This window comes from Nocardia mikamii NBRC 108933, assembly GCF_001613505.1.
GTDB lineage: Bacteria > Actinomycetota > Actinomycetes > Mycobacteriales > Mycobacteriaceae > Nocardia > Nocardia mikamii.
In genome coordinates, this window is the sequence record NZ_BDCM01000014.1 from 95,918 (window position 1) to 108,570 (window position 12,653).

At 69.7% G+C, this 12,653-nt stretch carries 12 protein-coding genes; 5 read left to right on the top strand and 7 right to left on the bottom strand.

What is annotated here, in order from left to right; genetic code table 11:
* The first annotated feature begins 15 nt into the window (after nt 1-15).
* Nucleotides 16-411: an ankyrin repeat domain-containing protein gene (locus NMI01S_RS22030; RefSeq protein ID WP_063000134.1), complete on the top strand. Its 396-nt coding sequence runs from the start codon at nt 16-18 to the stop codon at nt 409-411.
* Between the two features lie 25 nt (nt 412-436).
* Here the strand turns inward: NMI01S_RS22030 and NMI01S_RS22035 are convergent, their stop codons facing one another.
* The 4 genes from NMI01S_RS22035 to NMI01S_RS22050 form a co-directional block, all read right to left on the bottom strand.
* The gene (locus NMI01S_RS22035) at nt 437-1,897 is read right to left on the bottom strand and encodes an MFS transporter (RefSeq protein ID WP_063000136.1); all 1,461 of its coding nucleotides are present in this window, start codon (nt 1,895-1,897) and stop codon (nt 437-439) included.
* Nucleotides 1,898-2,029: 132 nt separating this feature from the next.
* Nucleotides 2,030-3,289 (bottom strand): uroporphyrinogen-III C-methyltransferase, encoded by a 1,260-nt coding sequence (gene cobA, locus NMI01S_RS22040; RefSeq protein ID WP_063000138.1) that lies wholly within the window; start codon nt 3,287-3,289, stop codon nt 2,030-2,032.
* Between the two features lie 70 nt (nt 3,290-3,359).
* Nucleotides 3,360-3,965, bottom strand: coding sequence for an LGFP repeat-containing protein (locus NMI01S_RS22045; RefSeq protein WP_084513156.1), 606 nt, complete (start codon nt 3,963-3,965; stop codon nt 3,360-3,362).
* Between the two features lie 155 nt (nt 3,966-4,120).
* Nucleotides 4,121-4,528 carry a PPOX class F420-dependent oxidoreductase gene (locus NMI01S_RS22050; protein WP_063000140.1) on the bottom strand — a complete coding sequence of 136 codons (408 nt, stop codon included), beginning with the start codon at nt 4,526-4,528 and terminating at the stop codon, nt 4,121-4,123.
* Nucleotides 4,529-4,614: 86 nt separating this feature from the next.
* On the opposite strand from NMI01S_RS22050, the gene NMI01S_RS22055 reads away from it, so the two are divergent.
* A complete protein-coding gene (locus tag NMI01S_RS22055; RefSeq protein WP_063920836.1) occupies nt 4,615-5,583 on the top strand; it encodes a poly(ethylene terephthalate) hydrolase family protein in 969 nt (322 codons plus the stop codon).
* Between the two features lie 2 nt (nt 5,584-5,585).
* On the opposite strand, the gene NMI01S_RS22060 is transcribed toward NMI01S_RS22055, so the two are convergent.
* On the bottom strand, nt 5,586-6,926 hold the full coding sequence (locus NMI01S_RS22060) for a DoxX family protein (protein WP_084513157.1): 1,341 nt from the start codon (nt 6,924-6,926) through the stop codon (nt 5,586-5,588).
* Between the two features lie 390 nt (nt 6,927-7,316).
* On the opposite strand from NMI01S_RS22060, the gene NMI01S_RS22065 reads away from it, so the two are divergent.
* From NMI01S_RS22065 to NMI01S_RS22075, 3 genes are all read left to right on the top strand, one after another.
* The gene (locus NMI01S_RS22065) at nt 7,317-8,453 is read left to right on the top strand and encodes a phosphotransferase family protein (RefSeq protein ID WP_063000144.1); all 1,137 of its coding nucleotides are present in this window, start codon (nt 7,317-7,319) and stop codon (nt 8,451-8,453) included.
* 8 nt (nt 8,454-8,461) lie between these two features.
* Nucleotides 8,462-9,592, top strand: a complete 1,131-nt coding sequence (locus tag NMI01S_RS22070) for an Rv3169 family protein (protein ID WP_063000146.1) — start codon at nt 8,462-8,464, stop codon at nt 9,590-9,592.
* 133 nt (nt 9,593-9,725) lie between these two features.
* The gene (locus NMI01S_RS22075; RefSeq protein WP_063000148.1) at nt 9,726-10,235 is read left to right on the top strand and encodes a hypothetical protein; all 510 of its coding nucleotides are present in this window, start codon (nt 9,726-9,728) and stop codon (nt 10,233-10,235) included.
* 185 nt (nt 10,236-10,420) lie between these two features.
* Here the strand turns inward: NMI01S_RS22075 and NMI01S_RS22080 are convergent, their stop codons facing one another.
* A complete protein-coding gene (locus NMI01S_RS22080; RefSeq protein ID WP_063000150.1) occupies nt 10,421-10,801 on the bottom strand; it encodes a cobalamin biosynthesis protein in 381 nt (126 codons plus the stop codon).
* Between the two features lie 217 nt (nt 10,802-11,018).
* Nucleotides 11,019-12,644: a cobyrinic acid a,c-diamide synthase CobB gene (locus NMI01S_RS22085; RefSeq protein ID WP_063000152.1), complete on the bottom strand. Its 1,626-nt coding sequence runs from the start codon at nt 12,642-12,644 to the stop codon at nt 11,019-11,021.
* Between the last annotated feature and the right edge of the window lie 9 nt (nt 12,645-12,653).

The window sequence follows — 12,653 nt, forward strand, 5'->3', positions numbered from 1 at the left end:
TGGTAGTAATGGCCCGTGGCTACCGACGGCGTGGATCCGGACCTGGTCGAGCTGGCGACCAAGCTCTTCGAGCTGGCCCGCACGGGCGAGGCCGCGACGCTCGCGGCGTATATCGACGCGGGCGTCCCGGTGAATCTGACCAACGACAACGGCGACACCCTGCTGATGCTGGCCGCCTACCACGGCCATCGGGCGGCCGTGACCGCACTGCTCGAACGCGGTGCCGATCCCGACAGAGCCAACGACCGCGGCCAGACACCGGCCGCGGGAGCGGTATTCAAGGGTGCGGACGACATTCTGAAGGCCCTGCTGGCGGCCGGGGCCGACCCGGACGCCGGCACCCCGTCGGCCCGGGAATCGGCGACCGTCTTCGGCAGAACCGAACTGCTGGAACTGTTCGATCGCCGCTGAGCCGATATCGACCGCCCAGAGGGCGCTACACCTGCTGCGCTTCCTCCTGCGCGTGCTGGGCCTGGGCGAGCTGCTGTGGCGTGTAGCGCAGTGTGAGCACCAGCAGACCGATGATCACGGCGCCGATCGCGCAGATGAGCAAGACGAACGTGTAACCGCTGGACAGCGCCGAGACCTCGGTGGGCGTCAGATTCGACGTCCGGTCGGTCCGGCCGCCGAGCGAGAGCGTGCGCGAGGCCGCCAGCGGCGTCAGCAGGCCGACCGCGAAGGGGGTGCCGAGAGTGAGGATCATCTGGCCGATCGCCGACAGCGGGCCCACCTCGTTCACCGGTACGCCCACCAGCAGGCACAGCGGCCCGACCACGATCACGAAACCGATCGCCATACCGACCACCGCCAGCAGCACCAGCAGGGTCGGCAGATATTCGACGGAGCGGTCCAGGGTGGAGCCGAAGAACAGCGCCCCCGCCAGGACGGCCGCGGCACCCGCGAGCAGCCAGCGCGGCCGGACCATCAGCGCGGCCTTGGATGCCGCGCCGGTACCGATGCCGGCGCCGATCGTGAACGGGATCGAGGCCAGACCGGCGACGAGCGGGCTGTAGCCGACGACGTTCTGCAGGAACTGCGCGACGAAGTAGGTCATCGCGCCGAGGACGCCGGAGCCCAGCAGCAGCGCGATGAACGTGATCGAGCGGTCGCGATCGCGGAAGAGGGTGAGCGGCAGCAGCGGATTGACGGCCGACCGTTCGGCCAGCACGAACGCCACCAGCAGCAGCAGACCGGCGATCAGCGCGCCGATGACGTACGGGCTGGTCCAGCCGAGGTCGGGGCCCTCGGTCGCACCGAACACCACGCCGACACAGCCGAGCGTGCCGAGGAAGGCGCCGCGCACGTCCAGGGGCAGCCGGTGGAGGGCCGAATCGTGCAGCTGGAAGGCCGCGCCGAGGAGGATCAGGAGCCCGATCGGGACGTTGATCAGGAAGATCAGCCGCCAGTTCCATTCGGCGAGAGCGCCGCCGACGACGAGACCGCCGACCGAGCCCACACCCATCATCGAACCGAAGATGGCGATCGCCTGGTTGCGCGGCGGTCCGGGTGCGAAGGTGCTGACCACCAGCGCCATCGCCACGGGTGCGGCGATCGCGGCGCCGGTGCCCTGCAGGGCCCGCGCGCCGATCAACATGGCCTCGTTCTGCGCCAGCCCGCACAGCAGTGAGGCCAGGGTGAAGAACGAAACACCCAGCAGCAGCATCTTCTTGCGCCCGAACGAGTCGCCGAGGCGGCCACCCAGCAGCATCAGCCCGCCGTAGGTGAGACCGTAGGCGGTGACCGTCCACGCACTGCCCGAACTGGTCAGGCCCAGATGACGTTGCAGGGCGGGCAGCGCCAGGATCACGACCGTGCCGTCCAGGACGACCATCAACTGCAGGCCGGACAGGACCAGGATCGGCAACCCGAAGGCCCGCTTCGTCACCGGATATTGCATCGTCGCAGCGGGGTTATCGAGCACAGTGACTCACTGTAACGGATATCGGCACCGGCCAGCCGAACGCGTACTCGCGTTGTCCGCGCGACACTCGACCGGGCCGTGCCCCTGTCCCGGGCACGCACCGCGGACCTAACCGGCCTGCTCGTCGGCATCCGGCGCGCCCGCGGTGAAGCCCGCGGTCGGGCCGATGACGATGATCGCCGGGGGCCGGATGCCCTCGACGCGTACACGTTCGGCGACCGTGGACAGCTCCGCGCGCACGATCCGCTGGGTGCGCAGGCTACCTTCCTGGACGACGGTGACGGGCGTGTCGGCGGCGCGGCCACCGTCGACGAGCGCGGCGGCGAACTTCTCGATGCGTTCCACACCCATCAGCAGGACGAGGGTGCCGCGCAGCCGGGCCAGCGCGGGCCAGTCCACCAGCGAATCCGGGTGATCGGGCGGGATGTGCCCGCTCACCACCACGAATTCGTGGGTGACGCCGCGGTGGGTCACCGGAATACCGGCCAGGGCGGGCACCGAGATCGCGGAGGTGACGCCCGGAACCACGGTCACCGGTACCCCGGCGTCCACGCACGCCTCGAGTTCCTCGTAGCCGCGGCCGAAGACGTACGGATCACCGCCCTTGAGCCGGACCACGAATTTGCCGGCCTTGGCACCCTCGACGAGGGCGGTATTGATCGCCTCCTGCGCCATCGCGCGGCCGTACGGGATCTTCGCCGCGTCGACGACCTCCACGTGCGGTCCGAGTTCGGCGAGCAGTTCCGGCGGCGCCAGCCGGTCGGCGACGACCAGATCGGCGCGGGCGAGCAGCCGGCGACCCCGCACGGTGATCAGATCGGGGTCGCCCGGCCCGCCGCCGACCAGCGCGACGCCGGGCGCCACGGGTTCGGAGTCGTCGGTGACCACACCCGATTGCAGCGCTTCCAGCAGTGCGGTGCGCACCGCGGCCGATCGGCGGTGCCGTCCACTGGCCAGTACCGCGAGCGTCAGCCCGTCGTAGCGGGCGCTGGCGGGAGTCACGGCGGTGCCGAGGCGGGCGTTGTCGGCGCGCACGCAGAAGATACGGCGGCGGGTGGCCTCCTCGACCACGGCGGCATTGGTCTCGGGCTCGTCGGTGCAGGCGATCGCGTACCAGGCGCCGTCGAGATCACCGTCGGCGTAGGCCCGCTGGGAGATGCGCAGCTGACCGGAGGTGGCCATACCCTCCACCGCGGGGGTGACCGTCCGGCTGATCACCTCGATATCGGCCCCGCTCGCGATGAGCAGTCCGAGTCGGCGCTGGGCTACGGAGCCGCCACCCACGACGACGACGCGGCGGCCGGCCAGATCGAGCCCGACGACATAGTTCGGGTCACCGGATTGCTGGTCGTCTGTCGTATTCGGCACAAGGTTTCAGCCTACGGCGTGGCCGGGCGAATTCCGCAATCACCCATCGCGACGCCACAAGCAGGGGTTATCAGGGCTTCCAGGTGATCCTGCCGCCCTGGAAATCCTGGGCCTTGCCGCCGTTGTAGTCGTATTCGTCGCTGGTCGGCAGGCCGTAGCGGCCGCCGTCGGCCTTGCTGCCTTCCCACATGCCGAGAATCGATCCCCACACCGGGTGCGCGCCGGTGTTCGCCGACCACACGATGACGCCGCCGGGGAATCGGGTGAAGCGGCCCTGGCCGTCCTTGCCCGCCTTGGCCTCGTCGGTGAGCGGGAAGCCCAGCGGGCTGTTCTCCCAGCCCATCGAGCCCCACTTGTCGCGGATCAGGCCGCAGATCGCGTGGGCGTCGGTGCCCACGGACCAGTAGATCGAGCAGCCGCGGTCGAAGACCTGGAATTTACCGCCGTTCGCGTCGGATTCCGGTCCGGTCGGGTTGCCGAAGACGGCGGTACCGCCCGCGCGGTCGTATTCCTTCTCGATCGCCCCGCCCACGTCGAACGCGCCGACCGGACGGGCGGCGGCGACACCGGCGCCCGTGCCGGTGAGCGCCGCCAGTGCGGCGGCGGCCGCGGCTGCCGTGCGCAGCCCGGCCCGGCGCGCGGTGCGTCTACTCTGTCTGCGACCTGACGAAGCCAAGTGAAACTCCCTCTACCTGCGAAGTTGATGCGACGGAGGCTGCCGCTCCCGCCATCCTGCAGGGGTTACACCGGCTCTGCAACGATCGCCGTATCACAGTCGAGACTCATCTCACAGAATTACACGACGTGAATTCGGTCGCATCGGGAGTCGCCTCAGAGGCGGCCGTTGACCCATTCCGGGGTCACCCGGACGATCACTCGCTCGGCGTCGTCGACGGAGGCGGGATTGAATTCCACGTACGGCAGGCCGGTGTATTTCGCCGACAGCCGGTCGGGCAGGGCCTTGCCGGGGTCGGGCGTGACGGTGGCGGTGCCGCGGATCTCCGCGTAGGCGTACGGATTGTCCGGCGGGTTGATCATGATCGTCACCCGCGGGTCGCGCACCACGTTCTTGTACTGCTGCCGCGAGACTGTGGTGGAGTACACCAGGTCCTCGCCCTCGCGCAGGAGCCAGATGACGGTCAGATGCGGCTGCCCGTCGCGGCCGATCGTCGCCAGCGTGGCGAAAACCTTTGTGTCGTCGAGGATCTTCTTCAGGTCGTCGGAGAGTTCAGCACCCATGCCACGACACAACCGGGCGTCGCGCACACTCATTCCCGCTCGCCGCCGTGCGTCAGAGTGCGCTCGGCGCGTTCTATGCTGCGAACATGCGACGAGCGGTGTTGCAGCTTCTGACCGTGCTGGTGACGGTGTCGGTTGCCGCCGCGGTGGCCGCCACCGCGTATGCGCAGGACCCCTATCGCGCGAGCGGTCCGACCGAGGCCCGCTACTCGGAGCCGGGGCCGTGGCAGGTCACCGAGCACTACGGATTCGGCTGCTGCGACAGCACCGGCGCCGCCTACGACATCTGGTATCCGACCGATGTCGCCGCGCGCGGCCCTCGTCATCCGATCATCACCTGGGGCGATGGCACGGCCGCGCAACCTCGGCAGTACGCCTATCTGCTGCGGCATCTGGCGTCCTGGGGTTTCGTGGTGATCGCGACCGAGAATCGCAGTACCGGCTCCGGCGTCGACATCGCCGGTGCGGCACGGTATCTCATCGAGCGGGCCGCCGATCCCGCGAGCGTCTTCCACGATCGGCTCGACACCTCGGCGATCGGCGCCGTCGGACATTCCCAGGGCGCCACCGGGGCGCTCAACGCGATGATCGAGTCCGGCGGGCTGATTCGCACCGCCGTGCCGATCGAGTTGCCCGCCCAGTCGTTCTGCTCGAACCGGTTGAGCTGCACCGACACTCGCCGCCTGGCGGGCGGTTCGGTGTTCTTCGTCAACGGCTCCGACGACGCGCTGATCTCGCCCTCGCAGAAGTTGTGGGCGCTTCCGGGCCTGCAGTCCAACCAGGATTACTACGAGGCCACGCCGGCTTCGGTGACGAAGGCGTGGGGCACACTGGTCGGCCCCAACCACAACGATGTCCAAGGCCAACCCGGCTGCGCCCGGGCCTCGTCGCCGTGCACCGACGGCGTGTACGGCTACCTCGGCTATCCGACGGCGTGGCTGGCGGCCCGGCTGTGGGGATGCGCCGGGGCGGCGGCCGCCTTCGCCCCCGGCACCGGGGAGTTCTATGCCCCGAATCCGCACTGGGGCAATCAGATCGGCGCGACAGCCGGCTGACCTCACCCCTCGGGTGCGTCCTGGATCCAATGGAAGCCGCGGCTGCGTTGCGGGAAGGCGTCCGGGTCCTGGCGCCGGAAGGTCACCGTGACCGGATGCCCGTCCAGGTCGCCGGTGAACCGCAGCCGGTCCGGTCCCTGCTGTTCGTAGGCGAAGCCGCCGGAGGTCACGGATTGCCGATCGCCACCGGGCATGGCGTGCAGGTCCAGACGATGGGCGCCGGTGTCGACCGTCACCTGCACCGGCACGAACGTCGCGTCCATCCGCTGATATCGCATGACCCCGTCGAAGTCGAATACCGCGCGCTGCCACCGGTCCCGGTCCGTGAGCAGCGGCGCAACCGGCTGCCCGTCCCGGCTGAATTCGTCGACCTGCCAGATCCCGTACAGCGGCGGTTTCGTGCGCCCCGGGCCCTCGTCCCACAACTGCAGGCTCACGTGGGTCAGAGCCACCGCCACCCAGATCCCGATCCCGATCTGCGCCAGCGCCGCGAACCAGCGGGCCCGGCGGGTGCGGAACGGGTACGGCGCCGTCGAGCGGCCGACCGGGCGATCGAGCACCAGCACGTCCAGCAGCCGCCGCGCCTGCGGAGCGAGCAACACCATCGACATCAGCATCAGATGTCCGGACAGGATCTTGACCGGCACGTCGAAGGTCATGTTCAGCACGAAGACCTGCGCCATACTCACCAGCGTCAGCATCGCGCCCACCGTCGCCGTGCGCGGAATGAACAGCAGAATCCCGGCCAGCAGTTCCGCGGCGCCGAGCAGGATCTCGTAGGTCGGGCTCATCCCGACCTGATTCCACAGCACCCCCATCGGCGTCAGGTTGCCGTACGGCTCCAGCAGCGTCGACAGCATCGGTTCGGGCATCTGGGTGGGGATGACCTTGGCGAAACCGTAGTTGAGCATCTGACCGGCCACACACAGCCGGAGAAGCAGCAGAAACCACCCGGCCGGCCGCCGGTAATCGGCGCGACGGCGGTCCAGCAGCGTCCAGATCAGCGTGCCCGCGACGGCGACGACCAGGATGCAGAACACCAGCACCCACAGAATCGTCTGATCCCCGCTGCCGTTGGGACTCAGCACCGGATGCACGCCGAAGACCGTGCGCCCGACCCACTCCAGCACCGGGCGCAGCAACCGCGGTTGCCACAGCACCGCGTCGGCGTCGAGCCAGCGGCCGAACCAGCCGGTGAAGGCGAACACGATCTGCGGATAGATCAGACAGAACAACCCGAAATACAGGAAGGTGAACCGGAAGGCCACGCGGGTCAGGAGATTCCAGCCCACCGCCGTCTCGGATTCGGGTTCCAGCCGCGGCGTTTCGGCCTGCGCCACCATGACACTCACTACCCACTCCTCTCCCCGGCGGACCCGGCGCACGGCTGCGTCGCCGAACGCCCTAGCGAACGGGGTGCGCGGATCGGTGCACGACGTTACGAGGGCCCGCGGCGAAAGTCCTCAGGGCCGGACCCCGATTCCGCGCTACTCCGCGCGGCGTACGTGGCAGCACGAATCTCAGGGGTGGCCCTCGCCCCCCGATCGTGCGCACCGTGGGCAAACCGGATCCCGGTGAGCGGAACGATGGAAAATTCGCCGCCGATTCCGCGCCACCGCGCACTAGAACGCGTTACATTTCATCCACACGCCACCCGCGCCGGGCCGGATACCGCCGTGCCCGAACGTAATGAGTTGGCGCACAGACGTTTTCATCCCGTCAGGAGGTCCGATATGTCGGGCGAATCCGATACCGACCCCGGGCAACGGCGGCAACTGACCACCAGCGCTCGCGATCTCGACGAACTCGCCGAGCGACTCACCCAGTGGCTGGCCGGCAAGCTCACCGGCACCACCGCGCCGGTGATCACGGAGCTGTCGCGGCCACAGGCGGGCGGTATGTCCAGTTCCTCGATCATGTTCGAGGCGAGCTGGGAGCGCGACGGCCGCACGGAGGGCGGCTCGTATGTGGCACGCATGCCTCCCGAGGAGGGCTCGTTCCCCGTCTTCGAGAACTACGACCTCGACACCCAGTACGCGGTCATGGCCGGCGTCGGCGCGCACAGCGATGTGCCGGTGCCGCGGCTGTGCTGGTTCGAGCCGGACGAATCCGTCCTCGGCACACCGTTTTTCGTGATGGAACGGATCCACGGCCGGATTCCGGAGGACAATCCGCCGTACGTCTTCATCGGCTGGGTCTTCGACGCCACACCACAGCAGCGCATGCGGATCACCCGCGCCACGGTCGACATCATCGCGAGAGTCCACGACATCGCCGACCCGGCGGCGAAATTCCCCGCCCTGGCCGGGGAAGGATCGTCGCTGCGCCGCCACTTCGACGCCCAGCGCCACTGGTACCGGTGGGCGCTCGCCGACGACGGTTATCGAATCCCGTTGCTGGAGCGCGGTTTCGACTGGCTCGAACAGCACTGGCCCGCCGATCCGGGACCCGATGTACTGAACTGGGGCGACGCCCGGCCCGGCAACATCATCTTCGACGAATTCGACCCGGTCGCGGTCCTGGACTGGGAGATGGCCACCCTCGGCCCGCGCGAACTCGACGTGGCCTGGCTGATCTTCATCCACCGCTTCTTCCAGGACATCGCCACCCGCTTCGATCAGCCCGGCCTGCCGGACTACCTGCGCCGTGACGACGTGGTCGCGCGCTACGAAGAGCTCACCGGCCATCGGCCGCGGGATCTGGAGTGGTATCTCGTCTACGCCGCGCTGCGCCACGGCATCGTGATGGCGCGCATCAAACGGCGGATGATCCACTTCGGCGAGGACACCGACACCGACGACCGCGACGACTACGTGATGCACCGAGCGGCCCTCGAGGCCCTGCTCGACGGCACCTACCAGTGGGATTGAGGAGATTGATGGCAGGCATCGACGGACATCCGGCCCACCAGGCGCCGGTTCCGCTGGACGAATATCCGGTGCACCAGACGCCGCTGTCGCTGGCGCGCGCGGCCACCACCGACCGAAACTTCTACGACCGCAGCTACTTCAACGCGCACGACCGCAGCGGCGGCACGATGCTGGTCACCGGCTTCGGCGTCTATCCGAATCTCGGCGTGATCGACGCCTACGCCGCGGTCCGCCGCGGCGATCGCCAGCGCACGGTCCGATTCTCGGACGCGCTGCCACCGCGCGATCTGAACATGAGCGTCGGCGGCTATCGCATCGAGGTGATCGAACCGCTGCGGCGCGTCCGGGTGATCTGCGAGCACGACGATCTGTCGTTCGACCTCACCTGGGACGGGTCGTTCCCCGCCGTCCAGGAGCAGCCGCATCTCATCCACACCGGCAGCCGGCCGATCATCGACGCCTCCCGGTTCGCCCAGGTCGGTTCCTGGTCGGGGACACTGCACGTCGACGGTGACGACATCGCCGTCGATCCGGAGATCTGGATGGGGACCCGAGACCGGTCCTGGGGTATCCGGCCGGTCGGCGAGACCGAACCACCCGGCCGCGACGCGAGCGAACCGGCGGCCGGATTCTGGTGGCTCTACGTGCCGCTGCGGTTCGACGACTTCGCGATCGTGGTCATCGTGCAGGAGAATCCGGACGGCTTCCGCACCCTCAACGACGCCGTGCGAGTGTGGCCGGACGGGCGCGTGGAACAGCTGGGCTGGCCGCGCATTCACCTCGACTATCGTTCCGGTACGCGGATTCCCGTCTCCGCGCGGCTGGACATGACCGCCGGTGACGGCTCGCCGCTGACCGTCGAGGTGCGTGCGCACACCTGCATTCCGCTGCATATCGGCTGCGGTTACGGCGGCGATCCGGATTGGCTGCACGGGCAGTGGAAGGGACGCGACTGGTCGTCGAGCAGCAGCTACGACCTGACGGATCCGGCGGTGGCCGGGCGAATTCCGTGGGGTGTGATCGACCACGTCGGACAGGCGCGGTGCGGCGACGCCGAAGGCTGGGGACTGTTCGAACACGGCAGCCTCGGCCGTCACGACCCGACCGGCTTCGCCGATTGGACCTCGGTCGCACCGTAACCCGATCGCTCCGCGAGCCGCATAATCAGCGCCGCTCCGCGAGCCGTGCCCGATGTGAGCTGGATCTCAGGTAGCCTGCGACGGATCGACGCCGGGCCGCCGGCCCGGGACGGCACAGCGAGAGGCAGGCACGATGAGCGGTTTCCGTGTTTCGCGTGGTACCTCCCCGGTTCTCCCCGGCCCGGCGCTCTCGTCCGGGCGGGCGTGGCGCGCCCGCACCCGCGCCGGGCTCGTCCTGGCGGCCGGAACGCTGGCGGGCGCACTGCTCCCGATCGTGGGGGCGGCCCCGGCCGAGGCGACGGTCGCGCCCACGATCGCGGTATCGATGTCCGGGTCGGCACTGAGCCCGGTCAGCGGGGCGCTGGTCGGCTGTGCCCAGAACGCGGTGGCGACGGTGCGCAACCCCGACGGCAGCCCCGTCACCCACGGCACGGTCGACTTCTTCAGTCACCTCTCGGGGATCAGCGGCAACATCGTCGGCACCGCGCCGGTGGTCAACGGGGTCGCCAGCATCGGCTGGATGCCCGACCGGGCGGGCGAACACATCGTCAGCGCGGTGTACTACGACGGACTCCCGGAACTCTCACCGGTCGCCGGATACACCATCGTGACGACCGCGGGCCTCGGCGGCGCCTGCGTATAAAGCGTTGCGGGACAGCGTCTTTCGTATCATCCCGGCCGGATCCGCACATCAGCGGATTCGGCCGGTTTCGTTCGGGCCTCCCATCCGCCGGGTTCGCCACAGCGGCCGGACCACGAGCTGATCAGAGACGGGCGCTCATAGCACCGTCTGCGGACAGAGCCGAGAGTACGGCGGGCGTCCTGCGTTCATTCCTCTTCCGCGACGGCGACCGCGACCGCGATCGTGCCGAACGCCGTCTTCGGCACGATCAGGCGCCCGCGCCGACCCCAGCGCCCCCAGGCGAGCAGCGCGGCCGCTTCGGCGACACTCGGCGTCCCGACCGCGACGGCTGCCCGGTCGCCCGGATGCGGAACGTCGACGTGAGCCAGGTCGTCCGCGCCGAATCCGATCACCGGCACAGCGAACGCGGCCGCGGCCGCCACCACTCCCCGCTCCTGCGCCCGCCGATCGATCGTCGCCAGACACCGGATCGCGCCCTCTCCCAGTATTTTCCGCACAGCCGCCACGATGGCTTCGGCCGCCGGGTCGGGCCGTGACCCCAGTCCCACGACGACCGCCCCGCTCATCGGTCCCCGTTCGCCCGGGCGGTGATCGAAACCCGCAAGGGTGCGCCGCGACGATCCATTCCGATCGGGGGCGGGAGTGATGCCGGCAGCTCGGGCACGGCGGCGTAAGTCGGTACGCATGGGCGCCCGCCGAGGACTCGTCGGCGGACGAGATCCGCCGCTGCCCGGTTCGGCCGTCCGGTGCCGGGTCGTTTCGAGGATCGCTCGCGCATCGCCGTCACACGCCGGCGTGCGCCGCGGCGAACTGTCCACACGCGGCGACGAAACGGACTGTGGCCCTGGGATTTCCGGCGGGGTGAGTGTGCAGATAGGACGCATGCACCCGGTGGGCCACCGCGCCTTCCCGGACCGCTGCCTCCTCGGTGCGCCACCCCCAGGCGGGTGGGTTCGATCCCGTAGTGATCAAGCGGGTGCGGTGGAATTCATGGCCGCGCACACGTTCTCCGGTGGCCCACAGCACCGAATCGGCCAGTGCCACCGCATCCCGGTAACCGAGGGTCAGGCGCGGCCCGAATTCGGCGGTGGCATCGAGGACTCCGGCCATGCGGTGCCCGTCCAGCGAGCGGGTCAGATAGAGCAGGCCCGCGCATTCGGCATGAATCGGCATACCTCGAGCGGCGGCCTCGGCGACCGCGGTCAGCAGCGGTGTATTCGCGGCCAGATCGGCCGCATGTTCCTCCGGGAAGCCACCGGGCAGGACCAACCCCGCTGTCCCCAGAGGCAATTGCTCGTGCAACGGATCGAACACCGCCACCCGCGCTCCGGCCGCCGTCAGCAGTTCCCGATGTTCGGCGTAACCGAAGGTGAACGCCGGCCCGCCCGCCATCGCGATGATCGGCGCGGGCTCTCGCACTCCGCTGCCCGAGGCGGACATCGGTATCGGGGTCTCCGGCTCGCCGGACTGTTGCCGCCCCGCCGTCCCCGCCGGGATCCGCGACCCGCCGATCGCAGGCGCTGAGCTGTCCGACCTGCCGCCGGTAGGCGCCGTGCTCTCGAGGAGCAGCGGGGCTCCGGCGGAACCGGTGTCCTCGCCCGGCTCCGGACCGTCTAGGGCGGTCCGGTTCACACCGGGCCGCCGCCACCGTAGGTGGGTGGCCGCCGCGACCTCACCGATCGGATCCCACGCGGGCCCGTCCACGTCGGCGGCGGCCAGTCGCGCGACCGCACCCACATCGATGTGCGCGCCGACGAGTTCGGTCATGGCCTCGACCGCCGCATGCGCCGCGCAACCGTGCTCGACCGCCGGTACGAGGCCGAGATGCCGTGCGGGAACCGATAATTCGTCCATCCGCGGCAGCGCACCGAGCACCGGCAGGCCGACCCGGGCGCAGGCGGCGCGCAGGACCTGTTCGTGGCGCGGGCTGCCGACGCGGTTGAGGATCACGCCGCCGAGCCGGATCCCGCTGTCGAAGGTCGCGAAGCCGTGCAGCAGGGCGGCCAGGCTCTGACTGTGGCCGCGCGCGTCGACGACCAGCAGCACCGGGGCGCCGAGCAGCGCGGCGACCTGCGCGGTCGACCCCTCGGCGACCGGGGCGGGATTCGCGGCATCGATCCGGCCGTCGAACAGGCCCATCACGCCCTCGACCACGGCCACATCGCAGCCCGCGCTGCCGTGCCGGTACAGCGGCACCACCCGCTCGGCACCGACCAGCACCGGATCCAGATTGCGTCCCGGCCGCCCGGCGGCCAGACCGTGATACCCGGGATCGATGTAGTCGGGTCCCACCTTGAACGGCGCGACCCGATGTCCGGCGCGGCGCAGCGCTCCGATCAAACCGGTTGCCAGCGTGGTCTTTCCGCTGCCCGAGGCGGGTGCGGCGATCACCACGGCCGGAGTGGTCATCGGCCGCCC

Excerpts from the sequence above, each read along its gene's own strand:
- NMI01S_RS22080 (WP_063000150.1), bottom strand. The coding sequence starts at position 10,801 with ATGAGCGGGGCGGTCGTCGTGGGACTGGGGTCACGGCCCGACCCGGCG.
- NMI01S_RS22085 (WP_063000152.1), bottom strand. The coding sequence starts at position 12,644 with ATGACCACTCCGGCCGTGGTGATCGCCGCACCCGCCTCGGGCAGCGGA.
- NMI01S_RS22050 (WP_063000140.1), bottom strand. The coding sequence starts at position 4,528 with ATGGGTGCTGAACTCTCCGACGACCTGAAGAAGATCCTCGACGACACA.
- NMI01S_RS22055 (WP_063920836.1), top strand. The coding sequence starts at position 4,615 with ATGCGACGAGCGGTGTTGCAGCTTCTGACCGTGCTGGTGACGGTGTCG.
- NMI01S_RS22065 (WP_063000144.1), top strand. The coding sequence starts at position 7,317 with ATGTCGGGCGAATCCGATACCGACCCCGGGCAACGGCGGCAACTGACC.
- NMI01S_RS22070 (WP_063000146.1), top strand. The coding sequence starts at position 8,462 with ATGGCAGGCATCGACGGACATCCGGCCCACCAGGCGCCGGTTCCGCTG.
- NMI01S_RS22035 (WP_063000136.1), bottom strand. The coding sequence starts at position 1,897 with ATGCAATATCCGGTGACGAAGCGGGCCTTCGGGTTGCCGATCCTGGTC.
- NMI01S_RS22060 (WP_084513157.1), bottom strand. The coding sequence starts at position 6,926 with ATGGTGGCGCAGGCCGAAACGCCGCGGCTGGAACCCGAATCCGAGACG.
- NMI01S_RS22075 (WP_063000148.1), top strand. The coding sequence starts at position 9,726 with ATGAGCGGTTTCCGTGTTTCGCGTGGTACCTCCCCGGTTCTCCCCGGC.